We start from the raw sequence: 23,556 nt of genomic DNA, 5'->3' as shown, positions 1-23,556 counted from the left end.
TATGGTTACAGTTCCCACTACTACTCCTAAAATTCTGATCGTCGATGACGATTTCGGTGTGCGAAATCTCGTCTATCGTTTTTTAAGTCGAAAATATCAAATAGAGTCGGCAGCAGATGGTAAAACTGCCTTATCGTTGTTTGAGCAATTTAATCCAGCTTTAGTAATTCTGGATTGGAATTTGCCGGATGTTACTGGTTATAACCTCTGCCAAGAAATGCAGAGTCGTACTAATGTTTTAGTGCTGATACTGACTAGTAGGACTGACGAGGCTGATAAAATTAGAATCTTAAGCGCAGGTGCTGATGATTTCATGACTAAACCATTTAGTCTTGCAGAGGTTGAAGTTAGAGTAGAAGCTCTTTTGAGGCGGATACGCTACATCAACCCCTCCCCAACACAACGGATAGTTTTCAAGCAGCTAGCAATTAATCCAGAAGGTCGGGAGGTAACACTTAACGATAAACCTCTCGCCTTAACAGCCCTGGAATTTAATATCTTACATTTTTTGGCAAGTCATCCGAATCAGGCTTGGAGTCGCCCACAGCTAATCCAAAAAATCTGGGGTTGCGACTACATAGGAGATGGACGGGTAGTTGATGTCCATATTGGTCAGTTGCGTAAGAAAATGGAAGTCGATACCAGCGTACCGGAGTTTATTAAAACTGTGCGGGGCTATGGTTATAAGTTTGAAGCGCCCGATGAGATTACTAATTCGTAATTCGTAATTAATGAGTACTTGCACCGTTGTTTATTAATGGAGACAAAAAAGCGCATTTCTGGATGGGGTAATAATTATCAATTATCATCGCATCTGACTTACCTAAATACTTTTACTGAGGCTTGTCCCTATAACTTGGGTTAATTTAGGACGCTGATACAAACTGATTTGGTGATTTCGTGTCTGCTCAAGCCTCAGACAGTAACTTTATTGCTTTTAATATATCGTCTCAAGATAAGTTCCAACAAAATCAAAATGTACAGACTTTAACCGAAGTTTCACCCATAGGTAAAATTTGGGATAAACACAGAGCTAATACTGATAAAGTATTACATTATTACGCCAAAGCAGACGAAGATTATTTTCAGCAATATGCTTGGCGGATGAGAATATGTTCCGAATTGCTGGAATTTCAATTAGTGCCAGACGAATCAGAAAGTATTCTCAAGTTAAAGCTATTGGATGCCCGATTCTGTAGGGTTCGTCACTGTCCGATTTGTCAGTGGCGGCGATCGCTTATGTGGAAAGCAAGAGCTTACAAAATTCTCCCACAGGTTGTAACTGATTACCCCAAGCATCGTTGGCTATTTCTCACCTTGACTGTAAAGAATTGCCAGATTGAGGAACTCAGGGAAAACTTGGATTCCATAAATAAAGCTTTTAAGCGATTCACTGAATTGAAAGCATGGCCTGGGAAAGGCTGGGTAAAGTCCATAGAAGTGACTAAAGGTAGAGATGGAGTCTCAGCACATCCGCATTTACATATTTTGGCAATGGTGCCGCCTTCGTATTTCAGTCATGGCTATCTTTCTCATACCAAATGGATAGCCTTATGGCAGCAGTGCTTACGGATTGATTACCAGCCAATTATTCATACTAGCGCAATTGCAAAGCATCATAACCCATCACTACTCATCCCAGAAATTCTCAAGTATCAGGTGAAAGAGTCAGATTTAGTGGGTGATAGAGAATGGTTTTTAGAGTTAACCCGTCAACTGCATAGAAGTAGAGCGATCGCTGTTGGGGGTATACTCAGGCAGTATATAGGACTAGTATTTGATTTATGAAAAAATCTAAGTATATGTAGGGTGTGTTACGGCTTCCGTAACGCACCAAAATCTTCGGATGGTGCGTTAGCCTACGGCATAACACACCCTACTCAAATATTTTCAGAAATCAAATATGATTCCTATATGCGCGAGTTAGAAGAAAAAAACCAAGACCTCATTGATGAAAGTGAAGAAAGAGATGAGGCTGATAAAGCAAGTTTGTCTTTCAGGTGGAAGCACAAGTTACAAAAGTACAATATTGAGTGATAACTAAGACTAGTTAAAATACTCATAATCATGAAGATGCAGTTGTTTCAGACTATTAGACAATGTAGAAAAGAGTTTTAATCCTTACCTTTGTCCTGCTCGTGTCGGGTAGAAGTAACCCAACCGACATAGCCACCAAAGCCGACCTTAACAAGATCAGCAAATACTGGACGATAGTCTTTATCAACAACAGCCAAACCGAAAGAACCACCAAGCAATAAAGTGGTACTAATAACAAAACCCAATTCTTTTAGTTTTTGTGACATTTGAATGTACCAAATAGTATTCACGAAGCTATGCGCGATAGCGCTACACAAACCTCACACCTAAGTGCGCGTTAGCACCTCTTCAGAGATCAACAAACAAAAATCCACAGGTAAATTCCTGGGGCGTTGTTTAGTTATCTCTGTTTTCTTTCCTAATTGCCTCAGCGAAGCTGCTCACCATATAGTCCACCCAGCGAGTGGATAAATAAATGCACATCATCACAATTATTAGGCGTTAGCCTACAAAATTTCGTAGAGCCAAAAGAAAAAATCCCAGCAACTCAATGAGTGAATAACTGGGAAATGCAGATTACCTTCACTTGAAATTAGGAAATATCTTCGAGTTATAAAAATAAGTAGGTTAATTTACACTTTTAGGCATCATATCTGCCTTTGACTAACCAACTCAGCCGCTAAATGTATCGCTGCTTTCATACTCGTAGCATCAGCAATTCCCTTACCCGCAATATCAAACGCTGTTCCATGATCCGGTGAAGTCCGAACAAAAGGAAGACCTATAGAAGTATTAACTGCCCGATCAAACGCCATCAGCTTCACAGGAATTAAGCCTTGGTCGTGGTAAAGTGCCAAGTAGCCATCAGCAGGATTTTGTCCTAAAGAATTTCCATACCAAGCTTGACCAGGTTTAACCCACATCGTATCCGGCGGTATTGGGCCATCTAGTTGCAATTGTGGACGATTTTGCCGCTCTTGCTCCAACCAAGGAATTAACCAATCCTGTTCTTCATGTCCAAGTTGTCCCTGTTCACCACTGTGGGGATTTAAACCTGCGATCGCAATTCTCCCATTTTCTATCCCAAAATCTTTCTCCAAACACTCCACCAGTAAATCCAGTTTTTGTGTCAGCAACTTTGGTGTCAATGTATCGGCTACTTGACGTAAGGGAATATGTGTGGTGGCAAGTAAAGTGCGGAGTATCCAACCAGTATGAGGCGATCGCGCCACAAATAACATCCCAAAGCGGTCAACACCTGATTTTTCTGCCAAAAGTTCCGTTTGACCCGGATAATTATATCCTGCGGCTTTCCAAGCAGATTTAGCGATCGGCCCCGTGACAATAGCATCAAATTTACCAGCGAGTGTTTGAGCGATCGCGTATTCCATATAGGCAAAACTAGCTGCACCACTCGCCGCATTACCTATTCCTGAGATAATTTCACCTTTTATTTCCCCATCCAACTGCACATCGTTAATTGACAACTCATCTGGATTTGCCAAAGGTGCTAAATTCTCAGTTAAATTCAGTTTGCGATAAGTCTGTACCAGCAAATCCTTGTTACCCACCACTGTAACGTCATATTTTTTACTAATTTCCGTATCTGCTAAAGCTTTCAAAATCACTTCTGGCCCAATTCCCGCAGGATCTCCCAGCGTCAACGCCAAGCGCGGACGATTCTCTTTAGCAAAATTTATTAAATTACCTTGATTATTTTGATACATAAATTTTCTTCATAATTATTATCATAAAATTTTCCCAATTTCCCCATCTCCCCTTCTTCCAACAGTAGGGATTGCCCCCCAAGCCAGTAGGGATTACCTGCTAAACTAGTTTAAAATTATTTACACAGGTCTAATCCAACAGCAACTATTGAAAAGCTTCTGTTAGACCTAGTTTACACACCACTTTGCATAAGGAGAATCACACCAATGGGCGGCGAAATATTGAATGCAGCTCTATTGTCTTTCGGTTTAATCTTCGTGGGCTGGGGCTTAGGTGCTTTGTTACTTAAAATTCAGGGCGGAGAAGAATAATTAGTGCTGAGTTAGGAGTTAGGAGTTAAGAGTTATTTTATTCTCCCCACTCCCCATTCCCCATTCCCTTTTTCATCGAAATGAGAAAAAAGCTTGTCCGTTAACCGGGCAGCTATTTTCTCATGAGTCTACCCAAATCAATTGATTTTCTGAGAAAAGATGTAAAGTTTTGTTTGCATAGGTTATTCTGATAACATTCTTTTCATAAAACATTAAAATTTATTACAACCCTCATGACATTATTAATCGTCGGTGCCACTGGCACCTTAGGAAGACAAGTGGCTCGTCGGGCAATCGATGAGGGATATAAAGTACGCTGTCTTGTTCGCAGCAGTAAAAAAGCAGCTTTTCTCAAAGAATGGGGTGCAGAACTCGTACCCGGAAATTTGCGTTACCCCGATACCCTTGCGGAAGCTTTAGTTGGCGTAACCCAAGTTATTGATGCGTCAACATCCCGCCCTACAGATTCACTGAGTATCAAACAAGTGGATTGGGACGGCAAAGTAGCATTGATTCAAGCAGCAAAAGCAGCGGGTGTAGAGCGTTTTATCTTCTTTTCGATTTTAGATGCTGATAAATACCCAGAAGTGCCGTTAATGGAAATTAAGCGGTGTACAGAACTCTTCCTGGCTGAGTCAGGTTTAAATTACACCATCTTGCGGCTAGCTGGGTTTATGCAAGGGTTAATTGGCCAGTATGGGATTCCTATTTTAGAAGCACAGCCAGTTTGGGTAACAGGTAATTCTTCTCCCATCGCCTATATGGACACTCAGGACATTGCTAAGTTTGCAATCCGAGCATTGAGTGTACCAGAAACCGAAAACCAAGCTTTTCCTGTAGTCGGTACTCGTGCATGGAGTGCAGAAGAAATCATCAACCTGTGCGAACGCTTATCTGGAAAAGACGCCAGAATAACGCGGATGCCAATAAACTTGCTGCGTGCTGTGCGGGGCTTAATGCGGTTCTTTCAGTGGGGATGGAACGTAGCTGACAGGCTAGCGTTTACAGAAGTATTAGCTAGTGGTAAACAGTTAAATGCTTCAATGGATGAAGTATATACAGTTTTTGGTTTAGATGCACAACAAACCACAACCCTAGAAAGCTATCTACAAGAGTACTTCAGCCGAATCATGAAGAAGCTCAAAGAGGTAGACTACCAGAAAAATAAAAATAAAAAGCAGAAACCTAAAAAAACTCCCTTTAAACAGTCTTCAAAAGCCAATAGTCAATAGTCATTACAAAATAGACATTAGTCGTTAAACTCTAGACTCTGGATATTTGACTCTAGATTAATGACTACATGACCAAAATGTGTAAGGATTACATAATACAGAGCACCGCCTAAACTTGGATATTTGAGTGTGCCGAAAGCAGGCATTATCTACAATGACGTTAAACCGATAGCGGGCCGTGTCGCTATCGAGTTGAAAGACAAGCTAACCGCAGCCGGTTGGAATGTATGTATCACATCGAGTATCGGTGGAATACTGGGCTACTCTACACCTGAGAGTTCTGTATGCCACACGCCCATTGATGGTCTAACCCCCCCTGGTTTTGACTCAGATATGAAGTTTGCAGTGGTGTTAGGGGGGGACGGCACTGTTTTAGCAGCGTCTCGTCAAGTAGCCCCCTGTGGTATTCCACTGCTAACAGTGAATACCGGCCACATGGGATTTTTGACAGAAACTTTCCTGAATCAATTGCCCCAAGCATTAGAACAGGCGATGGCGGGTGAATATGAAATTGAAGAACGAGCTATGCTCACCGTCAAAGTGTTTCGGGGAGATTCAGTACTATGGGAAGCTCTCTGCTTAAATGAAATGGTACTGCATCGGGAACCCTTGACCTCTATGTGCCATTTTGAAATCGCCATAGGGCGTCATGCGCCAGTAGATATTGCGGCGGATGGTGTGATTGTTTCTACACCTACTGGTTCTACAGCTTACTCATTGAGTGCTGGTGGCCCAGTCGTGACTCCTGGCGTACCTGTTTTACAGCTAGTACCCATTTGTCCCCATTCTCTAGCTTCGAGAGCATTGGTATTTCCGGATACCGATTCGGTCAACATCTACCCAGTCAATATTCCTCGACTGGTGATGGTAGTAGATGGCAATGGCGGGTGTTATATCCTACCAGAAGATCGAGTATATATGGAGCGATCGCAATATAGTGCCAGATTTATTCGCCTGCAACCGCCTGAGTTTTTCCGAATTTTACGAGAAAAATTAGGTTGGGGTCTGCCACATATCGCTAAACCAACTTCGGTAGAATTGCCGTAGTTATTGGGCATTGGGGATTGGGCATTGGGCATTGGGTATTGGTATCGGGCATTGTGGATTAAACTTATCCGTAAATTACGTTTTAACCCTCTGATTTATAAGGCTTAAAGGTTAATTCGCGGATATGTCTATTGGGAATTGGTGATTGTTACTTTCTTCTTATTACCCATGCCCCATGCCCCATGCCCAATACCCTTGAAGTTAGTTATTAAGATTGCATCGGAGAATTAGATAGCTGACACCTGAACGTGCTAAAAGATTCTTAGCAGCGTGTCAAATCAGGATTGCTCCGTCACTAAAAACTCGTAATTGCACTTTATGACTGATGTAAAGATTTTCTCTGGAATATCTTTACGAATCCCAAATCCAATATCCCAAATTGTTATGACAGTTGCTTCAAGTCCCTGTGTTTTGGTGATTGAAACCGATGAGAGCCTAGCAAATCAGCTTGCTTGCGATTTGCAAGAAGCCGGCTATGAATCAATTTTGGCTCATGATGCGACCAGTGGATTACAACACTGTCGCGATCGCCAACCTGCTTTAATCGTCTTAGACCGGATGCTAGCAGGAGAATCAGGACTCTCGTTGTGTAAAAATATGAGAAGCACTGGTATGCGATCGCCTGTATTGATTTTAATGGCAAGGGATACAGTCGATGATCGTGTAGCCTGTCTAGAAGCTGGAGCGGATGATTACATCCTCAAACCTTACCGTTCAGAAGACTTTTTGAAGTTAATTCGCCTCTACTTAAAACCCGATGTGGATACCACGGAGCAATTGCGCTTTGGGGATCTAATTTTAGACATCGCAACTCGCCGTGCTATACATAGCGGACGGGCAATTGACTTGACAATGAAGGAATTTGAACTATTAAAATTCTTAATGGAACATCCCCGTGAGGTGTTAACCCGCGAACAAATTTTAGAAAATGTTTGGGGTTATGACTTTCTGGGTGAGTCGAATGTAATTGAAGTGTACATCCGCTACTTGCGCCTAAAAATTGAAGATGAAGGTCAAAAGCGCCTCATTCAGACAGTCCGCGGCGTAGGGTATGTTTTAAGAGAATCCTAATATACTGTGGCGGAAGTTTGCCTATCTTTAACAAGGGGATTTTGCCATTGTCTAATTGAGATTGAAAACTGGGGTGTATTACGGGACAAATAAAAGCCGTGGGTTTTCCAGCTTAAATTCTGTAAAATTGAAATCTAAATTACAAAATCGAACAAATAATATGAGTCGTCGGCTAAGTTTGCTCTCGATATTGCTGAGTATTTTTCTGATGGGCTGTTCCATGCCAACAACAGCTAAACCTCCCAGTCTCACCTCTGGTTCTCAAACTCCAGCACCAGAAAATTTAGGTCAAACACTACCAATTTCGGCTAAAGCCATTGTTCCTAATGGTACAACAATTAAATTAGAGGTGGCGCAGACCCCAGAACAGCAAGCGATGGGCTTGATGTATCGACCAGCTTTGCCAGATGACCGAGGGATGCTGTTTGGATTCCCTTCAGCACAGCCAGTAAGTTTTTGGATGAAGAATGTACCAGTGCCCTTGGATATGGTATTTTTACAGAACGGTGTAGTTAAATATATTCAGGCTTCTGCACCTCCTTGTACAAGTCAGCCTTGTCCTACCTATGGCCCAAACACACCAATAGATAAGGTAATTGAACTTCGCTCTGGAAGAGCTGCCGAATTGAACTTGAAAGTGGGCGATACTGTCAAAATCGAGTTTTGAGACTCCAGTGCTTTACGACCATAAAGAACTAAGTAGTTACTCTGTTGAGAAGCTACACGGTCTAAATATATATTTTTTTTGTAAAAAATATCACTTTATGTGGTAAAACAGTCACTTGTAACGCTAATATTTGAAAACTGTGGTAATGATGTAAAATTCTAATGTCTCCAACCTAAAATTGCGCTTTTGAGGTTTGGTTGCAAAAATATTCCCTTGGGCGTAAGTGTAAATAGCTGCCAATAAGAGAATATAGGCTATGGAATCTCTGTTACTACATGTGTGATTAAATAAAGCACAAAAGTCAACGAGATGGAGTTAATTTAACTAAGCAAAAATACTGCTCGACTTTCAAGCAGATGGTTTGTAGGAAAATTCTATTTCTTAGACCTTTTATGAGAAGCCTCTCTCTAAGGCAAATCAAAAAAAGCTGTGCTGGGGTGGGTGTATAGCCGATAACGGCACAGTGACAGATTAAATACTGGCTACTGTCTACCAAGCAATGGTGAACTGATATATGACAATACATTCTGCACAAGGAGGTGAGATACAAATGTCACCATCAAAATATTCTCGACTGATGCATTTTTTACAAGAAGATTTGGCCATTTCCACAGCCTCACTGGCGGTGGTGCTTCGACATCGTGAGCAAGACCCAGGCCCTTTAGCAATGATTCTTTGGCAGTATGGGTTGATTACTTTAGAGCAGTTAGAACAAATTTATGATTGGCTGGAGACGGCATAAGTCACACCAATTTTGGATTTTGGGTTTTGGATTTAAAGTCTTTACCAAAAGACCGTTAACGGAATCTCAAACAAACACTATTTATACCAATTTGGTATCATACTAAGTTGACAAAGTTAGTTTCTTTGGTGTCAAAGATGCTGTGCTACTGTTTCGGGAGCAAATAATACTATCTATGACAACTCGGTATGATTTAGGAGAATTGAGCCATGTCACATCAACTCTACGTTGTGCAAAAGTTGATATCTGAATCTATTGACTCTGGCGGTTTCTACTCATTTATATACAGATTAAAAGAGCGAGTTAAATTATCAACTCGCTCTTTTAATTTGTCCTTTGTCCTTTGCTAATGACCAATGACCAATGACTTGACTATTGTGTAAACACTCTAACTGCTGCTGCTACACCAGAACCAGGGGTAAAGTCTTCGTAACCAAGTTCTGAGAGGGTAACTTCTAAGGATGCTATACAGCTTAAGATATCGCGATCGCTCACAAAACCCAAGTGACCAATGCGAAAAATTTTGTTGCTCAAATGGTCTTGACCACCTGCTAGGGCGATATCAAAGCGTTTTTTCATCAATGACCGAATCTTATCAGGTTCAATTCCTTGTGGTGCTACAGCCGTAATCGCTGGACTAGCGGAACTATCTGCTGCAAACAGGGGTAAGTTTAACCCTTGAATGGCGGCGCGGGTAGCATTTTTCAGCCGTTCATGTCGAGCAAATATTGACTCCAAGCCTTCCTCTTTCATCATTCGCAACGTGGTGTGTAACGCTACAATCAAGTTCACAGGCGGAGTAAATGGGGTTGTATTTTTGGCTGTGGCTTTACGATATTTGCCTAAGTCCAAATAATATTTTGGTAACTTCGCAGTTTTGTAAGCTTCCCAAGCCTTGGGACTAACAGAGACAAAACCCAATCCCGGCGGAATCATATAACCTTTTTGGGAACCGGAGGCGACTATATCCAAACCCCAAGCATCCACGGGTAGATTGAACGCACCCAAGCTGGTTACAGCATCAACGATAATTAAAGCTTCACCGTGTTCTTTGACGTGGCGGTTGATAGTTTCTAGGTCATTCAACACACCTGTTGATGTTTCGCTGTGGGTAATAATTACGGCTTTAATTTGCTTTTGGGTATCTGCTTGGAGTTTTTCAGCAAATACTGCGGGGTCTAAGGGTTTTCCCCATTCCACCTTAACTTCTTCTACATTCAAACCGTAGGCTTGACCAACTTCTACCCAGCGTTCACCAAATTTACCATTAGAGCCAACTAAAATGCGATCGCCTGGAGAGAGGAAATTAATTATTCCAGCTTCTACAGCACCAGTACCACTGACATTCAGCGTCAATACATCACTTTGAGTTTGGTGCAGCCATTTGAGGTTTTCCGTCACCTCTGCCAATATGTTGCTAAATTCACTGGTACGATGCCCAATCGGATGCTTGGCTAATGCCAGTAAGGCAGCTTCTGGCACCGGGGTTGGGCCAGGAATCATCAGCATCAGCTTATCGTTCATGTGTCCTATCCTAAAAGTCAAATAAAAGTCAAAATTGTGGAAAGTTGGTTCAGTCTGATAGCAAATCCTAGATATTCATCTACAGATTACACACAGTTTGTCACCAGCCTTGCTGTATATTTTCCAAATCTATAGGAAAAGTATCATGAGAGTTACTGTTCGGTCAGCTTGAACTTTCCAATTTATACAGAGACTCTAACTCAGATAAAACCTTTGTTCCAGGCAATCTTACCACACACCTAGACGCCAGGTTAAGGCGTTTGCTCATAGGGGAGAGGCTATTTTAGCTAAGGGTGAAACAAACGTCTATCTAGATGAGGCGCGGATATGATCAATTCTTAAATCTTACCCATAATTCGCTGCGGCGGTTTTGATAAAAACAGACGAAATAGTTTTGAATATCGCGGGAATAGTCGGTGAAAAAGCAATGTTTTGCTTCCACGAAGGAAGTAACCACCTACACTATGCGGAAGACTTGGATGTTACCGTTTGCTAAGAGATAGAAGATACCCAACCCAAACTTTTCAATGTACTTGGGGCGAAAATTTGTTCTTAGGTTGCCATTCTTTAAAGAATACCTCCATCTATAAAAGGAGGCGATGATTTATTTCAGTCCAAATCACTTCGATGCTAATATCCAAGACTTTTCTGGCTTACTCAATAGCGATTTATTTGCCACAGAAGTTGAGATATTTATGCTACTAATTGCTGTATGTTATGATGTTGAACTTAGTGGAAAGCGATGCCTAAAACGGGCTACGCCTACGTTATAAATTATAAGTTTTTATACTAACACTTACAAAATTGCTACAATCGTGCCTAGTCTTTTTAATTACTATTCATGGTGAGTCGTTTTTAACTAGTGTTCAGTTCATAAACTGTCACTCACCAGATCCCCGGTATTCTTGCAAAAGAGATATTCTTAGTTAGTGCAAGGAGTGATACCATTTCACCACATGTTTGTCACAAGTTATCCCCGTAATGCTCCCTCCTCAGGGAATGTTGCAGATTTCAAATGTTGCATCAAACGAGTGAGTTGGTATAAGCTTTTACGGGAAAGCGCTTGAGTGAGCAAAACTCTCAAGCGCTTTTTCGTGTATAAATAAAACAGAAGTCAGAATTCAGAATACTCTACCCATAAAGGGATAGAGTTTTAAGGTGAGAATATTTTAATTTTTTTCGCGCCACTTGCGGGCAAGGTTTTAAACCAATATTCATTACCCAGTCGTACAGAATTCAATTCTGAATTCTGACTCCTGAGTTCTGAATTCTTCTTATAAAATTACTGTAACAGTACTTCTTACAACACATAATTAATGGATTTAACATCCGTGCCATCCGTCAAATCCTTTTTAATTGACTTGACGTACCACACGAATTAGTTTTCCTTGCAAAGGTTCTCCTGCTGTCACAGCCTCATCTATCCGTGCTGCAAACTTTTCCCAATTACGATGGTTCGTGCAAGCAATAATACCGAAGTGGTTAGAATCACGACGATGCAAACGGATAAAATCATCTCTGTTGATAGTTAATATCGAGCGTTTTTGACTTATAGCAAATGCTAGCACTTCCTCATCGGTTATACGTTGACCTGCATTTTCTGCTTCTTGAACTGTCAAAACATCATGTCCCAAAGCGCGTAATAATTCCACAACTGGGAACGGAAACTGCTCATCTGCGTAGAATCGTGCCATCAACTAGGCTGCCTCATTACGCTCAATTGCCAATTCGATTTCATCGGCATGAGTTTCTGCATATACCCAAGCATTGGCTAAGTCTGTAGCTGTAATGGTTGGATAGCTTGTCAAAAGGTCAGCATCACTATATCCAAGACCGCGAGCTTCCACAAGTACCCATACGGGAATACGAGTTTTAGTGATGCGAGCCTCTCCACCACAGACTCTAGGAGTTTTCTCAATTCCTTGCCAATGCCAATTGTTGCCGAGACTTTGAGCAAGTAACTGTATAGCCTGCAATTTTTCACCAGGACTGAGGGCAAGAAGTTTTTGTTCTAACTCTTTGAGTGTCACGGATGTAAATCCTCTGATGTTTTTTCAGGCTACATTTACAATTTTATCGATTGCTAAGTACAACATTTTATTAATTCGTAGCGAATCCTCTGCCGCCCTATCCTGCGGAAAGGCAAAGCGCATCTGCGTTTAAATTTCAACCCTCAATTCGCCACGAGTCTACGCAAAACTCTACTTAACCAACTACAAAATTTACCAACTTTCCCGGTACTACAATTACCTTTTTAATCTCTTTGCCTTCGATGTAACGCTGGGCAATTTCTGACTCACGGGCGTATTTTTCCAACGCTGCTTTATCTGCTTGTGCTGGCACTTGAATCGAGCCGCGAGTTTTACCCATAACTTGAATCACTAAAGTGATTTCATCAGCTACCAAAGCAACCGGGTCAAATGATGGCCAAGTTTGAGTATGAACTGAATCACTTTCACCCAATAAATGCCACAATTCATCAGCAATGTGTGGTGCAAATGGTGCTAGTAAAACCACCAAAGTCCGAATACCTTCTGCATAAATTGGTGAATTTGTGCCGTCAGCATCAGTTAAGGCGTTACTCAGCTTCATCAATTCTGAAATCGCTGTGTTGAATTGATATTCATCTTCCACGTCTTCCGTTACTGCTTGAATAGCCGTATGAATTGCCCGCCGTAATTCCTTTTCTGCTTTAGTTAAATCAGAGAGTTGAGCTTTTTTACGGGATACCCCAGCCGCAATATAATCTGTCACCAAACGCCAAACCCGATTTAAAAAGCGGGATTGTCCTTCCACATCGGCTTCATCCCATTCCAAATCTTTTTCTGGTGGCGCTTTGAACAAGATGAACATCCGCGCTGTATCTACACCGTATTTGGAAATTACATCTTCTGGCGCTACACCGTTGCCCTTTGATTTAGACATGGTGGCATAGAGACGTTGCAGCGGTTCACCTGTCTGGGGGTCACGGGGGTCGGCTGAATTTACTAGATTAGAGGGAATCCATTTATCTTTACCACCCTTTTTGGGATTTAGGTAAGTTAAACCCTGTACCATACCTTGAGTTAACAGGCGTTGGAAGGGTTCGTCAAAGTTCAGTAACCCTCTGTCCCGCAGAACCTTAGTAAAGAACCGCGAATACAACAAATGTAAAATTGCGTGTTCAATTCCACCCACATACTGGTCAACTGGCATCCAGTCGTTAATTTTACTGGAATCGAAAACCTGTTGTTCATTTTTAGCGTCAGGGAAGCGCAAGAAGTACCACGAGGAATCAATAAAAGTATCCATCGTGTCAGTTTCCCGCTTCGCTGGAGTGCCACAAGTCGGACAAGGCACATTTACCCAGCTTTCCAACTGAGTCAAAGGTGAACCGCCACGTCCAGTAAATTCAACCTCTTCTGGCAACTCTACTGGCAAATCTTTATCAGGAACTGGCACTATCCCACAGTTGGGACAGTGAATTACAGGTATGGGTGCGCCCCAATAACGCTGCCGCGAAATTAACCAATCCCGCAAGCGATATTGCACCCGCACTTTACCAAAACCTTGTTGTTCGGCGTATTCAATTATTGCTTGTTTAGCCTCTGTGGAAGCCATACCAGTAAAAGCCCCAGAATTAATTAAAATTCCTGGTTCAGTGTATGCCTGGTTATATTCAATTTGGATGAGTTGCGTGACTTCATCATTCTCTGATGTTGGAGTTAAGTCAAAACCTGCCACATCATCTGGGGAAACAATGACAAAATCAATCGGCAAATCGTAATTTTTGGCAAACTTAAAATCCCGAACATCATGTGCCGGTACACCCATCACTGCCCCAGTACCATACTCGTACAGTACATAGTCAGCAATCCAAATAGGCACTTCCTCGCCTGTAAATGGGTTAATTGCCTTACCACCTGTGGGGATACCCCGCTTAGGTTTGTCTTCAGCGGTACGTTCCAACTCACTTTGATTGGAAACTTCTTTAATAAAGACTTCTACCGCTGCTTGTTGCTCTTTTGTAGTGACACGTTTTGTTAAAGGATGTTCTGGTGCTAACACCAAGTAACTGACACCATAAACGGTATCTGGGCGTGTGGTGTAGACACCGATTTTTTCATCTATCCCAACTATAGGAAATTCTAAATAAGCGCCTGTAGATTTACCAATCCAGTTTGCCTGCATCGACTTGACGCGTTCCGGCCAACCTGTCAATTTATGTAAGTCATTGAGTAATTCTTCGGCGTAGTCGGTAATCTTAAAAAACCACTGGCGTAACAATTTGCGCTCAACTATTGCCCCACTGCGCCAGGAACGTCCTTCGTTATCAACTTGCTCGTTTGCCAGTACAGTTTGATCTATAGGGTCCCAGTTTACCGCTGCTTCTTTTTGGTAAGCTAACCCCGCTTGCAAAAACTGCAAGAAAATCCACTGCGTCCACTTGTAATAGTCTGGTGAACAGGTAGCAAGTTCACATTCCCAATCAATGGATAAACCAAGACGCTGCAATTGCTGCCGCATCTGGGCCATATTCTGATAAGTCCACTTTGCTGGCGGTACACCACGGTCAATGGCGGCGTTTTCTGCTGGCAAGCCAAAGGCATCCCAACCCATTGGGTGTATTACCCGATACCCTTGCATTCGCTTGAGGCGGGCAATCACGTCAGTAATCGTATAATTACGGACGTGACCCATGTGTAGGCTGCCCGATGGATAAGGGAACATGGATAAAGCGTAAAATTTTGGCTTATTGCTAGCTGTAGGTGTCTGATCTAAGCCAAGTTCTATCCATGTCTTTTGCCATTTTTCCTCAATTGCTGCTGGGTTATATCGAGAATCCACCAAAAATGCTCCTACTGGGTCTGTCTAGGTTAACCTGCTAGGTTAACCTATATTGTAGGTCAAGTACTCAAAGATTTATACAATTGAGCATCAGCCTGATTATGCCCAAACTGCTAGCTTTTTGGGTATAGCAAAAGTCATTTAATGAAAGTTTAAATGGTTGAATCAAATATAAAATTTTCTGATTTGGTGCGGGTTTTTGTCTATGGCACGCTCAAACCAGGTGAAGCTAACTATAAAAGATATTGTGCTGGTAAAGTCGTTGATGTCAAATTAGCTATTGCACAAGGTAAATTGTTTGCTCTACCAATGGGATACCCGGCGATGACTTTAGGAGATAGCCAAGTTCACGGATATTTACTTTTTTTTCCCAACCTAAAGATTTTAAATGAATTAGATGTGCTGGAAAATTACCAGCCAACTAGACAACCAACAGCAAACCTCTATAATCGACAAATGATTGAGGTTTACGATTCACAGTCGCTCTCTTTGGGTTGGGCTTGGGTTTATTTAATGACTCTAGACCGAGTTGAGCAATTAAGAGGATGCCTCCAACCTGACGGTTGGTGGAGTGGCTCAGGTTTAACTGCAAAATACAGTTATGATCTGTAAACTGTTAACTTTGTGATTAGTTTATGTCTTGTCTAGAGTCCTGGCGTTGCGGCTGTACCCGATAAACCGGATTTTCTGGAGAAGCTACTGCTGCTTTAGGAATTTCAATTACCGGGTTATTTAGTCCCACCATCAGCGGCGAAGGGGGAACTATAGACGCTGACGATGTTTGTATCGGTTCTGTTTGTGGTCGTTGTGCCAGTTGTGGTACTCTCGAAGCGCCAGGTACTAAGCTAGATACTGCGCCGATCACACAAGCAGCAACGGCTGCACCTCCCAGCATCCAGTTGAGACGAGAGCGGCGGTGCAAACGTGTCAAAACTTTCTGAACTGTTGCTTCTGGGGACTCTTGGGCTGCTGGCACTGGGAGCGTCCGCAAGCCTTGGCGCAGCTTTAACAGTCGGGCATACAAGCATTGAACCGAGGCATCATTTGCCAGCCATTCTTCTACTTGCTTGCGTTCGGTAGCTGTGACTTCACCATCGAGGTAAGCACTCAATAACTCGAAGCGATCGCGCTTCACCATATCCATAAGACCCGTTGATTCATTGGTATGCTTGGCCATTCCATCTGGCAAATCTTGAGGAAGTTGCAAAGGTGAACGGTCGTAAAACTGAGAATCAGTAGTCATCTTAACATTATTACCAATTCATACACGGGTAAACTGGGCGGGAAATTTGGGAAAATTAGCCAATTTTCCTCCTTAGGGCAGAAGTAATCTACGTCTTTCTGGTAATTCTTAATCTATGCTTAAATTCTGCCATTCGACAGAGGCAAGATACTGTAAATTAGGAGTCTAGATAATTCTGCAAGTGAGCTTGCAATCTCGATCTAGCTCTGGCTATTCTTGACTTCACAGTTCCTAGGGAAACTCCAGTGATTTCGGCAATTTCTTCATAAGCCATGCCTTCGATTTCTCTCAGGACGATGGTAGTACGAAAAACTTCTGGTAAATCCGCGATCGCTTCCCGCAATTGCTCGTAAAATTCTCTAGTTGTCAGTTCTTCTTCAGGCCCTGGAGTATCACCAGCGATTTCCCAATCCATCTCGCCGTCCTCTAAGGAGCGGGGAGCATCGAGCGACAAAGGACTCATAACCCGCTTGCGTTTCCGTAACTCGTCGTAAAACAAGTTGGTGGCAATACGGCTTAACCAGCCCCGAAATTTAGCAGGTTCTTGTAATCGGTTAATATTCCGATACACTCGAATCCAAACTTCTTGAGCCAAATCGGCTCTGTCAGCCCAATCTGGAGCCAGGTGGTAGAGAACTCGATCAACTTGACTTTGATAGCGGCGTAATAGTTCTGCAAACGCAACACGATCTGGTCGCAGTCCCGCTTGACAGCGCAAAATTAAATCGTGGTTAGGGAGTTTGTCAACTTGCACTGATGCTTCTGGATACTTTGCATCAACCGTTGACCAGGATACAGTAATCGACTGACTCATAGATCGTACTGGCTCTAAATCATCCCTATCTATTAGACCTGCTAATGGGACATAAGTTCCATACTAAGGTGACGGATTTATTACTGGAACACTGAAGCATACAATTTTGGATACATTTATAGCAATAAGGAGAGCCACTTTTTCCTTATACTGCTCCCATAGTTGCCTTTGCACCCATCAACTAACAAAGTTACTATAATATGCACATTTTAGTAATTTTCGCAACTGGGTATATACGCTTGATAAAAATAATTAAATCTGGTTATAAGGATGAAGATAAAAATTTTGTAATTCTAACTTTTTGATACCTTTAAAATTCAGGTAATAATTTCTGGAAGTTGGGTTGCTGTGGTTGTTAAGATAGTGATTTATTTTTTTGATTTTGTTACCAGAATAGTTGCTGATTGTTCTGGTTGTGGGCCGTAGGCAGCACTAGAGTTATGTTGCTCTGGTACGCGAACTTGAAAAAATAAATTGAGGGAAAATGTAATTGTGACTGCTAGCAATAGTTTTTCAAACATGGTTTTTCTTCCACCTACACCATTAGTGATTGATTGCTACATTTCAAGAGTTCCACCAAAAAGTCCAAGTATTGGCTTACAATCCCCAGAACTTTTGAATAATCAGGTTTCTCACTTGAAGTTTTGCAGCTGGGACAATTCGCATAGTCTTAGTTTGCCCAGAGGTGTTGGCAGATTTATAGCAGAAATGATAAGTATTGATAAATTTTTGATAATAGGATGATGAACACATTCAATTGCTCGGCTGGATATGTCAGGGATAAACAATAGGCGATGGCAATGCTAAGAAATGAATCTGTAGGGCGGATGGTAATGTTGCTCTGTTTTGGCACAGCATTTCTATCTTTAGGTGTCCATTGGCGCATTACTACGGCGGAACGGCAGTTTGAGAAGACTGCATCTACTTCGATGCGGCGAGATTCTACCCTAAGCAATCCCAAGGGAAGCCGCCCAGAGGGAGTCTACAAGAATCTTTCTCAAGTGAGTTTAGGGGAAATTGCTATGGGCGCATCTTCTATGCCACCTGGTGAAGTGACCCAAGGCTCAACTGCCCAGAAGAGGGAATTTACAACAAAGCCCTCTGCTCTTAAGCCTCAAACTAAGTCAAAAACAATTAAGAAGAATGTAGCCAAAGCAACGACTCGGAAGGCTGCTACACTCAGGTCTTCTGGTGGTAAGTCTCAAACTAAGTCGAAAATAATTAAGAAACCTGTAGCGAAAGTAACTAATCGAAAGGCATCTACATTTAAGCCTTCTACTATTAAGCCTCAAACTCAGCCTCAAACCATTAAGAAGAATATCGCTAGAGCAACCGACCTACCAACTAAGACGCAGCTGGTGGCACAAGCAGAAAGACAAAATCCAGTTGCAGATAGCTGGCCAAAAGCTCTATGGTCTAAGGCTTCAGCCCAGCAAGTAGCATCTAATAAGCTGGCAGATGCCAAGACGCAAGTGGTAGTTGATTTAAGTGATCGCCGCACTTATGTATACGCAGGGGATGAGGTGATAGCCAGCTACCCAATTGCTATAGGTAAGAAAGGTTGGGAAACGCCTACAGGTTCTTTCCAGATAATCCACATGCGACACTATCCAATCTGGCGTCACCCAATTACGGGCAAAGTATTTGAAGCTGGTACGGATAGCCCTTTGGGAGACAGATGGATTGGTTTTTGGACAGATGGACGGAATGAAATTGGCTTTCATGGGACGCCGGAAATTGACCTGGTAGGAACGGCTGTATCCCACGGCTGTTTAAGGATGCGTAATTCTGATGTCCGATTATTGTATGACCAAGTGAGTTTAGGTACAGCAGTGGTAGTACGTGATTAATTTATTAAGAGTCATTTGTCATTTGTCATTTGTCATTTGTCTAAAACAAATGACTGAGTGGCACTAATAAAAGCCGAAAGGCTTGTGTAACCTCGTTCCCAGTCTTCAGATTGGGAATGTATTCTAAGACGGCTGATGCCTCTCATTAAGAAAGAGGAGGCGGAGCCTCAAGGAATGGTGTTCCCAGCCTGGAGGCTGGGAACTAGGCAACGCAAAACTTTGTACTTATCTTAGTGGCAATGACTAATGACCAATGACCAATGACCAATGACTCTTAAAATTATAATTTTTGCTCAAAGTTAGGTGCGTATGTCTGGAGTAAAGCACTAACTTGGCGTACAACCTCATTGCCAGTGTTTTTGCCCAAGGCTTGCCGTTCTGGGAAGAAATTGGGTCGATCTAGGTAACGGTTGATCGCCTCACTTACTTGCTGAGAAATTAAGTCTTGCAGTTGTGCCTGAGCAGTTTGGCGCTGAAAGTTAGCACCCTCTTCTGTAGTAGCATACAGAGGTGGTAGGCGATTGAGAGCGTAAGCGGCAATATCCCCGACATCCAGAGAACTTTCGCTGGTAGCTTCAATTTCTGCGACTCGTGCGATCGCTTCCGTCAGTACCAATTCTTCCATAACGTTAATGAATTGTTTGCGAGGTACCGCCACTACCTCACCAGTCAATAGCGCACCCATCAGCCGATCCAGCGCCATATACTCTTCAATTGAGAGTTCCGAGGCGTTGTCACAGATTCTACCGACTTCTGCTTCCATTGCTGGTGTCAAATAACCATCCTGGAGAGCTTGTTCTACAATTTTTTCGATACTCATAACGCTTATCATCATTTATGTTAGCCAAGCAAGGTAGGGACGGTATCAATCCAATTTGTTTTGTCTAATTCTCAGCAAAAAATACACAAATTATTCACAGACGTGATCAACTCCGCCTCTACTAGTTAAAGACCTTAGTTCGCCAAGGTGTTGGATCAACAGATTGTCCGTTGACATACAAACCCCAGTGTAAATGTGGCCCCGTAGAAGCACCTGTTGAACCTACTGCGCCAATTAGTTGACCAGCTTTCACAAAATCACCTTCTTTAACGTTAATACGACTAAGGTGCATGAAAATACTGGTTACTCCTTGACCGTGGTCAATGCCAACTACGTTACCATGAACCCGAAACCCTTGGGATACCCTACCTACCAAAGCAACTCGCCCAGCGGCTGGGGCAATTACGGATGAACCGGCAGCACCAGCGTAGTCAAGACCACGATGATAGTAGTCATTTGCAAATGTACCATTATAGTAGCGACGTACACCATAGGTTGTACTCATTCGCCCTGCATTTGGCCTCAGGAATATTCCATTCCAATACTTTTCTGGTGTTTGTAGTGCCTTAAAAGCTGCCACACGCTGAAGTTCATGCTCTGTAGCCTTCACTCCAGCTTTGCCAGGTGGCAAAGTAATGCGTTGTACGGGGAACTTGCGATTAAGCACATTCACTGCTAAGTTTTGTACTTGACCATCCCCTGCAACCCGAAGTGTTCTAGTTCCAGATTTTTCTAGTGGAGTTGTGGGAACAAAAGCCCGATACTGATTGGGTGCGATTTCAAAAGCTGGGTATGTATTATTACCACTAGCTACTGTTGGATTTGTACCATTATCTGGATTATCTAGATTGATCTCCACCGAGAGTGTATCCCCTAATTTAGGATTAGTTGGAGTCACTTTTACTTCTAAAGCATCTACAGGCAATGCCAAAGCGATTGGGAGAACAGCAAATATTCCCTTTAACACATTTATTGCACGACGGTTGGCTGTCAAGGTTTTGACATCAAAGCCGAGCAACTTTTTGTTTGAACTACTAGCGCTATTCTCAATAATCATAGAACTACAAAAAAACCCTTGCTTGTGTTAGAAAATAGACTAGCTTATTATTACTAGTGTTTCCTGCTTGAAGCCGATGTTGTTGTAAACCATAAATGTTAGGAAATTCTCTAAGTACTTATGGATTGCAAGGGCGAATGATTTTATCTGTAATTATTAGTGAATTGGTATTAACTCTAATAATTAATGTGTATGACATCGATAATGAGCATAAAATTTAACTAGATTGATGGCAAAAACGCTCTTGTGGCTTGCTATATGTTTCACTTGTTAGGCAACAAAGGAAACTCGTTGTAATTATACTCATTACATAATGATACTTGAAGGAAATCTTGGAATCAACTGGACACTTTTTCAACTGGACACTAATATCACACTGTTAGGTTGAAATCGGTATGGGGAAATTACTTAAACTAGGTAAGTAAGTCCGCGAGGATAAATTAAACTATATTAAATAATGTAAATATCTTAAAATTTGCTCTTAGTAGCGCTTTAACGCCAAAAAACCATAAAAATAATGCACAAATTTTAGTATAGTCACGCCACACTTAAGATTTACTTTATAAATCAACTTTACATGATGGAATACGCTGATCAACTTTAGGCTGATAGTATTACTTTTGACTTAAGTTTGCCATCTTCCATGTTAACGATGCGATCGGCAATATCTAGGATGCGGTTGTCATGAGTAACCATCAAGATGGTGCAGCTTTGTTCTTTTGCCAGTTTTTGCATGAGATTGACTACATCTCGTCCCGATTGACTGTCAAGGGCGGCGGTGGGTTCATCCGCAAGGATTATTTGAGGATGACTGACTAGGGCACGAGCGATCGCTACTCTTTGTTTTTGTCCCCCAGACAGTTTATCAGGATAGTAATGCAAATGATTTCCTAATCCTACCTGTTCTAACATCTGGGCTGACCTAGCTCGCATCTTTTTTAACCCAAGATATTTGTGCAATTCCAAAGCCATTTTGACGTTTTGGAGTGCCGTCAAACTACCATGCAAGTTATGTGCTTGGAAAATATAACCATTACGGCGTCGCGCCTGCACTAGTTGTTCAGCACTAGTGCCACAAAGTTCTCGTCCTAACACCCGCAAACTACCAGATTGGGCAGAACGCAATCCACCTACTAAGGTCAGTAAGGTAGTCTTGCCAGAACCAGAGGGCCCAGTCATGATAATAATTTCACCAGCGTTAATCTCTAAGTTGATGTTAAATAGAATTTGCTTGCGGAGTGAGCCATGACCAAAATAGTGGTCGAGATTTTTAATAGAGATGACGGGTTGACTAGTCATAAATAGCTTGATTACTCGTGATGATCGTCATTGGTCATTTGTCCTTTGTCATTTGCAAATGACCAATGACAAATGACAAATGACAAATTTAGAACATATCAGCAGGATCGGCGGCTTGGAGTTTGCGGGTGGCGATCGCACCGGAAATTGTACACATAATGATAGTCAGCACTAATACCTGTAATGCCCGAATCGCAGTCATGTACATGGGCAAATTTGTGGCACTGCGAGTCAGTTGGTAAAGTGCTAAAGATACTCCCAATCCAGGGAAGAAGCCGAGTGCTGCCAAGATCAACGATTCTTCAAGTACCACACCTAGCAGGTAGTAATTGCGATATCCCATTGCTTTGAAGGTGGCGTATTCCCGAACATGGGCATTAACATCGGTGGAAAGGACTTGATAGACGATGATCACGCCTACGACAAAGCCCATCGATACACCCAGGCTGAAAATAAACCCAATGGGTGAATTTGTTCTCCAGAAGTTATTTTCAAATTCAATAAATTCGGCGTGGGTTAATACTCTGACATCATCTCTCAGGTAGGCTTTGAGCATTGCTGCTACTTTTTTCGGTTCATAGCCTGGTTTAAGAACAATCAAACCTAGACTGACACTGCTGGACTGTCGCCCAGAAAATAGCCGCAAAAAATTCTGATCGCTGGTAATCAGGTTGCCATCAGAACCAAAGGAAGCCCCGACTTGGAATAAGCCACTAATAGTAATGGTGCGCCGTTCTATTTCTGTAGTCAGGGTTTTTCCTTGGTCAATTTGAGCGATCGCTTTTTGATAATCTCCTCTTGCACCACGATCAAACAAAACGGTATCTGGCATTTTGATCGTTTGCAATTGCTGGTTAACATCTGGTAAGTCAAAGGCTGGCTTGTCTGGGTTAAAGCCGATAACTAGCACCCCTGTCTCACGGTGTGTTTGGGGATTTTTCCAGATTGCATTATTGAAATACATTGGTTCGGCTGACTTCACCCCTGGTATATCCATTGCTTGGTAAAGTCGCCGACGAGAAAATGTAGACAAGCTTGGCAAGTTACGGGCTTGGGGACTTGTTAAAACAATGTCTGCTTGCAAACTGCGATGTAATCTGGTGTTACTGTCATACAATGCAGTTTGAAAGCCTAACTGCATGAACATCAGAAGATCCGCAAAGGCAATACCTGACAATGCCACGAAGAGACGGCTTTTTTCATGATTCAGTTGCAGCCATCCTAGAGGAGTTCGCCGTCGCAGTTGTTTAATCAATCCCATGATAAGAAGTGAGGAGTGGGGGGATT

Annotated in this window: 25 protein-coding genes; 12 read left to right on the top strand and 13 right to left on the bottom strand. The window is 42.3% G+C overall.

What is annotated here, in order from left to right:
- Nucleotide 1: 1 nt before the first annotated feature.
- The 3 genes from HUN01_RS24560 to HUN01_RS24550 all read left to right on the top strand — a co-directional run bounded on the left by HUN01_RS24560 (nucleotide 2) and on the right by HUN01_RS24550 (nucleotide 2,037).
- Nucleotides 2-721: a response regulator transcription factor gene (locus HUN01_RS24560; protein ID WP_181928373.1), complete on the top strand. Its 720-nt coding sequence runs from the start codon at nucleotides 2-4 to the stop codon at nucleotides 719-721.
- Between the two features lie 179 nt (nucleotides 722-900).
- A complete protein-coding gene (locus HUN01_RS24555; RefSeq protein WP_181928372.1) occupies nucleotides 901-1,788 on the top strand; it encodes a protein rep in 888 nt (295 codons plus the stop codon).
- A 21-nt stretch (nucleotides 1,789-1,809) separates the two neighbouring features.
- The gene (locus HUN01_RS24550; RefSeq protein ID WP_181928371.1) at nucleotides 1,810-2,037 is read left to right on the top strand and encodes a hypothetical protein; all 228 of its coding nucleotides are present in this window, start codon (nucleotides 1,810-1,812) and stop codon (nucleotides 2,035-2,037) included.
- 77 nt (nucleotides 2,038-2,114) lie between these two features.
- Here HUN01_RS24550 and HUN01_RS24545 read toward each other — a convergent pair whose 3' ends face one another.
- Nucleotides 2,115-2,303 carry a hypothetical protein gene (locus HUN01_RS24545; RefSeq protein WP_181928370.1) on the bottom strand — a complete coding sequence of 63 codons (189 nt, stop codon included), beginning with the start codon at nucleotides 2,301-2,303 and terminating at the stop codon, nucleotides 2,115-2,117.
- A 381-nt stretch (nucleotides 2,304-2,684) separates the two neighbouring features.
- Entirely contained in the window at nucleotides 2,685-3,764 is a 1,080-nt protein-coding gene (gene pdxA, locus HUN01_RS24540) for a 4-hydroxythreonine-4-phosphate dehydrogenase PdxA (protein WP_181928369.1), read from the bottom strand.
- A gap of 207 nt (nucleotides 3,765-3,971) precedes the next feature.
- On the opposite strand from pdxA, the gene petM reads away from it, so the two are divergent.
- The 6 genes from petM (at nucleotide 3,972) to HUN01_RS24510 (ending at nucleotide 8,835) form a co-directional block, all read left to right on the top strand.
- A complete protein-coding gene (gene petM / locus HUN01_RS24535; RefSeq protein ID WP_109009093.1) occupies nucleotides 3,972-4,076 on the top strand; it encodes a cytochrome b6-f complex subunit PetM in 105 nt (34 codons plus the stop codon).
- A 233-nt stretch (nucleotides 4,077-4,309) separates the two neighbouring features.
- Nucleotides 4,310-5,308, top strand: coding sequence for an SDR family oxidoreductase (locus HUN01_RS24530; protein WP_181928368.1), 999 nt, complete (start codon nucleotides 4,310-4,312; stop codon nucleotides 5,306-5,308).
- Nucleotides 5,309-5,437: 129 nt separating this feature from the next.
- Entirely contained in the window at nucleotides 5,438-6,355 is a 918-nt protein-coding gene (locus HUN01_RS24525; RefSeq protein WP_181928367.1) for an NAD(+) kinase, read from the top strand.
- Nucleotides 6,356-6,739: 384 nt separating this feature from the next.
- Nucleotides 6,740-7,426 carry a response regulator transcription factor NblR gene (gene nblR, locus HUN01_RS24520; RefSeq protein ID WP_069072197.1) on the top strand — a complete coding sequence of 229 codons (687 nt, stop codon included), beginning with the start codon at nucleotides 6,740-6,742 and terminating at the stop codon, nucleotides 7,424-7,426.
- 160 nt (nucleotides 7,427-7,586) lie between these two features.
- Entirely contained in the window at nucleotides 7,587-8,093 is a 507-nt protein-coding gene (locus HUN01_RS24515; protein ID WP_181928366.1) for a DUF192 domain-containing protein, read from the top strand.
- 514 nt (nucleotides 8,094-8,607) lie between these two features.
- The gene (locus HUN01_RS24510; RefSeq protein ID WP_181928365.1) at nucleotides 8,608-8,835 is read left to right on the top strand and encodes a DUF2949 domain-containing protein; all 228 of its coding nucleotides are present in this window, start codon (nucleotides 8,608-8,610) and stop codon (nucleotides 8,833-8,835) included.
- A 372-nt stretch (nucleotides 8,836-9,207) separates the two neighbouring features.
- On the opposite strand, the gene HUN01_RS24505 is transcribed toward HUN01_RS24510, so the two are convergent.
- The gene (locus HUN01_RS24505; RefSeq protein WP_181928364.1) at nucleotides 9,208-10,359 is read right to left on the bottom strand and encodes a pyridoxal-phosphate-dependent aminotransferase family protein; all 1,152 of its coding nucleotides are present in this window, start codon (nucleotides 10,357-10,359) and stop codon (nucleotides 9,208-9,210) included.
- A gap of 599 nt (nucleotides 10,360-10,958) precedes the next feature.
- Here HUN01_RS24505 and HUN01_RS24500 point away from each other — a divergent pair.
- On the top strand, nucleotides 10,959-11,132 hold the full coding sequence (locus tag HUN01_RS24500) for a hypothetical protein (protein ID WP_181928363.1): 174 nt from the start codon (nucleotides 10,959-10,961) through the stop codon (nucleotides 11,130-11,132).
- A gap of 579 nt (nucleotides 11,133-11,711) precedes the next feature.
- Here HUN01_RS24500 and HUN01_RS24495 read toward each other — a convergent pair.
- The 3 genes from HUN01_RS24495 to leuS all read right to left on the bottom strand — a co-directional run bounded on the left by HUN01_RS24495 (nucleotide 11,712) and on the right by leuS (nucleotide 15,186).
- The gene (locus HUN01_RS24495; protein WP_181928362.1) at nucleotides 11,712-12,053 is read right to left on the bottom strand and encodes a DUF5615 family PIN-like protein; all 342 of its coding nucleotides are present in this window, start codon (nucleotides 12,051-12,053) and stop codon (nucleotides 11,712-11,714) included.
- 3 nt (nucleotides 12,054-12,056) lie between these two features.
- On the bottom strand, nucleotides 12,057-12,389 hold the full coding sequence (locus HUN01_RS24490; RefSeq protein WP_181928361.1) for a DUF433 domain-containing protein: 333 nt from the start codon (nucleotides 12,387-12,389) through the stop codon (nucleotides 12,057-12,059).
- A gap of 175 nt (nucleotides 12,390-12,564) precedes the next feature.
- Complete coding sequence (gene leuS, locus HUN01_RS24485) at nucleotides 12,565-15,186, bottom strand: leucine--tRNA ligase (RefSeq protein WP_181932804.1); 2,622 nt, start codon at nucleotides 15,184-15,186, stop codon at nucleotides 12,565-12,567.
- Between the two features lie 156 nt (nucleotides 15,187-15,342).
- Between leuS and HUN01_RS24480 the strand changes: the two genes are divergently transcribed.
- Entirely contained in the window at nucleotides 15,343-15,798 is a 456-nt protein-coding gene (locus HUN01_RS24480) for a gamma-glutamylcyclotransferase family protein (RefSeq protein ID WP_181928360.1), read from the top strand.
- A gap of 16 nt (nucleotides 15,799-15,814) precedes the next feature.
- Here the strand turns inward: HUN01_RS24480 and HUN01_RS24475 are convergent, their stop codons facing one another.
- The 3 genes from HUN01_RS24475 to HUN01_RS24465 all read right to left on the bottom strand — a co-directional run bounded on the left by HUN01_RS24475 (nucleotide 15,815) and on the right by HUN01_RS24465 (nucleotide 17,764).
- Nucleotides 15,815-16,429 carry an anti-sigma factor family protein gene (locus HUN01_RS24475; protein WP_181928359.1) on the bottom strand — a complete coding sequence of 205 codons (615 nt, stop codon included), beginning with the start codon at nucleotides 16,427-16,429 and terminating at the stop codon, nucleotides 15,815-15,817.
- A 157-nt stretch (nucleotides 16,430-16,586) separates the two neighbouring features.
- A complete protein-coding gene (locus HUN01_RS24470; RefSeq protein WP_181928358.1) occupies nucleotides 16,587-17,243 on the bottom strand; it encodes a sigma-70 family RNA polymerase sigma factor in 657 nt (218 codons plus the stop codon).
- A gap of 368 nt (nucleotides 17,244-17,611) precedes the next feature.
- Entirely contained in the window at nucleotides 17,612-17,764 is a 153-nt protein-coding gene (locus HUN01_RS24465; protein WP_181928357.1) for a hypothetical protein, read from the bottom strand.
- A gap of 696 nt (nucleotides 17,765-18,460) precedes the next feature.
- On the opposite strand from HUN01_RS24465, the gene HUN01_RS24455 reads away from it, so the two are divergent.
- Nucleotides 18,461-19,093, top strand: a complete 633-nt coding sequence (locus HUN01_RS24455; protein ID WP_181932803.1) for a L,D-transpeptidase — start codon at nucleotides 18,461-18,463, stop codon at nucleotides 19,091-19,093.
- A 280-nt stretch (nucleotides 19,094-19,373) separates the two neighbouring features.
- On the opposite strand, the gene HUN01_RS24450 is transcribed toward HUN01_RS24455, so the two are convergent.
- The 4 genes from HUN01_RS24450 to devC all read right to left on the bottom strand — a co-directional run bounded on the left by HUN01_RS24450 (nucleotide 19,374) and on the right by devC (nucleotide 23,530).
- Complete coding sequence (locus HUN01_RS24450; RefSeq protein WP_179068053.1) at nucleotides 19,374-19,913, bottom strand: late competence development ComFB family protein; 540 nt, start codon at nucleotides 19,911-19,913, stop codon at nucleotides 19,374-19,376.
- Between the two features lie 121 nt (nucleotides 19,914-20,034).
- Nucleotides 20,035-20,970: a M23 family metallopeptidase gene (locus tag HUN01_RS24445; protein WP_181928356.1), complete on the bottom strand. Its 936-nt coding sequence runs from the start codon at nucleotides 20,968-20,970 to the stop codon at nucleotides 20,035-20,037.
- Nucleotides 20,971-21,570: 600 nt separating this feature from the next.
- Complete coding sequence (locus HUN01_RS24440; RefSeq protein WP_181928355.1) at nucleotides 21,571-22,269, bottom strand: DevA family ABC transporter ATP-binding protein; 699 nt, start codon at nucleotides 22,267-22,269, stop codon at nucleotides 21,571-21,573.
- A gap of 88 nt (nucleotides 22,270-22,357) precedes the next feature.
- Nucleotides 22,358-23,530: an ABC transporter permease DevC gene (gene devC, locus HUN01_RS24435; RefSeq protein WP_181928354.1), complete on the bottom strand. Its 1,173-nt coding sequence runs from the start codon at nucleotides 23,528-23,530 to the stop codon at nucleotides 22,358-22,360.
- Nucleotides 23,531-23,556: the final 26 nt, after the last annotated feature.

Origin of the sequence: Nostoc edaphicum CCNP1411 (assembly GCF_014023275.1) — a bacterium.
Lineage (GTDB): Bacteria > Cyanobacteriota > Cyanobacteriia > Cyanobacteriales > Nostocaceae > Nostoc > Nostoc edaphicum_A.
This window is presented reverse-complemented; position numbering and strand designations above follow the sequence as displayed.

Coding starts and splice junctions, on each gene's coding strand:
- HUN01_RS24560 (WP_181928373.1), top strand. CDS start 2: ATGGTTACAGTTCCCACTACTACTCCTAAAATTCTGATCGTCGATGAC.
- HUN01_RS24545 (WP_181928370.1), bottom strand. CDS start 2,303: ATGTCACAAAAACTAAAAGAATTGGGTTTTGTTATTAGTACCACTTTA.
- pdxA (WP_181928369.1), bottom strand. CDS start 3,764: ATGTATCAAAATAATCAAGGTAATTTAATAAATTTTGCTAAAGAGAAT.
- petM (WP_109009093.1), top strand. CDS start 3,972: ATGGGCGGCGAAATATTGAATGCAGCTCTATTGTCTTTCGGTTTAATC.
- HUN01_RS24530 (WP_181928368.1), top strand. CDS start 4,310: ATGACATTATTAATCGTCGGTGCCACTGGCACCTTAGGAAGACAAGTG.
- nblR (WP_069072197.1), top strand. CDS start 6,740: ATGACAGTTGCTTCAAGTCCCTGTGTTTTGGTGATTGAAACCGATGAG.
- HUN01_RS24515 (WP_181928366.1), top strand. CDS start 7,587: ATGAGTCGTCGGCTAAGTTTGCTCTCGATATTGCTGAGTATTTTTCTG.
- HUN01_RS24510 (WP_181928365.1), top strand. CDS start 8,608: ATGACAATACATTCTGCACAAGGAGGTGAGATACAAATGTCACCATCA.
- HUN01_RS24505 (WP_181928364.1), bottom strand. CDS start 10,359: ATGAACGATAAGCTGATGCTGATGATTCCTGGCCCAACCCCGGTGCCA.
- HUN01_RS24500 (WP_181928363.1), top strand. CDS start 10,959: ATGATTTATTTCAGTCCAAATCACTTCGATGCTAATATCCAAGACTTT.
- HUN01_RS24495 (WP_181928362.1), bottom strand. CDS start 12,053: ATGGCACGATTCTACGCAGATGAGCAGTTTCCGTTCCCAGTTGTGGAA.
- HUN01_RS24480 (WP_181928360.1), top strand. CDS start 15,343: ATGGTTGAATCAAATATAAAATTTTCTGATTTGGTGCGGGTTTTTGTC.
- HUN01_RS24475 (WP_181928359.1), bottom strand. CDS start 16,429: ATGACTACTGATTCTCAGTTTTACGACCGTTCACCTTTGCAACTTCCT.
- HUN01_RS24470 (WP_181928358.1), bottom strand. CDS start 17,243: ATGAGTCAGTCGATTACTGTATCCTGGTCAACGGTTGATGCAAAGTAT.
- HUN01_RS24465 (WP_181928357.1), bottom strand. CDS start 17,764: ATGTTTGAAAAACTATTGCTAGCAGTCACAATTACATTTTCCCTCAAT.
- HUN01_RS24450 (WP_179068053.1), bottom strand. CDS start 19,913: ATGAGTATCGAAAAAATTGTAGAACAAGCTCTCCAGGATGGTTATTTG.
- HUN01_RS24445 (WP_181928356.1), bottom strand. CDS start 20,970: ATGATTATTGAGAATAGCGCTAGTAGTTCAAACAAAAAGTTGCTCGGC.
- HUN01_RS24440 (WP_181928355.1), bottom strand. CDS start 22,269: ATGACTAGTCAACCCGTCATCTCTATTAAAAATCTCGACCACTATTTT.
- devC (WP_181928354.1), bottom strand. CDS start 23,530: ATGGGATTGATTAAACAACTGCGACGGCGAACTCCTCTAGGATGGCTG.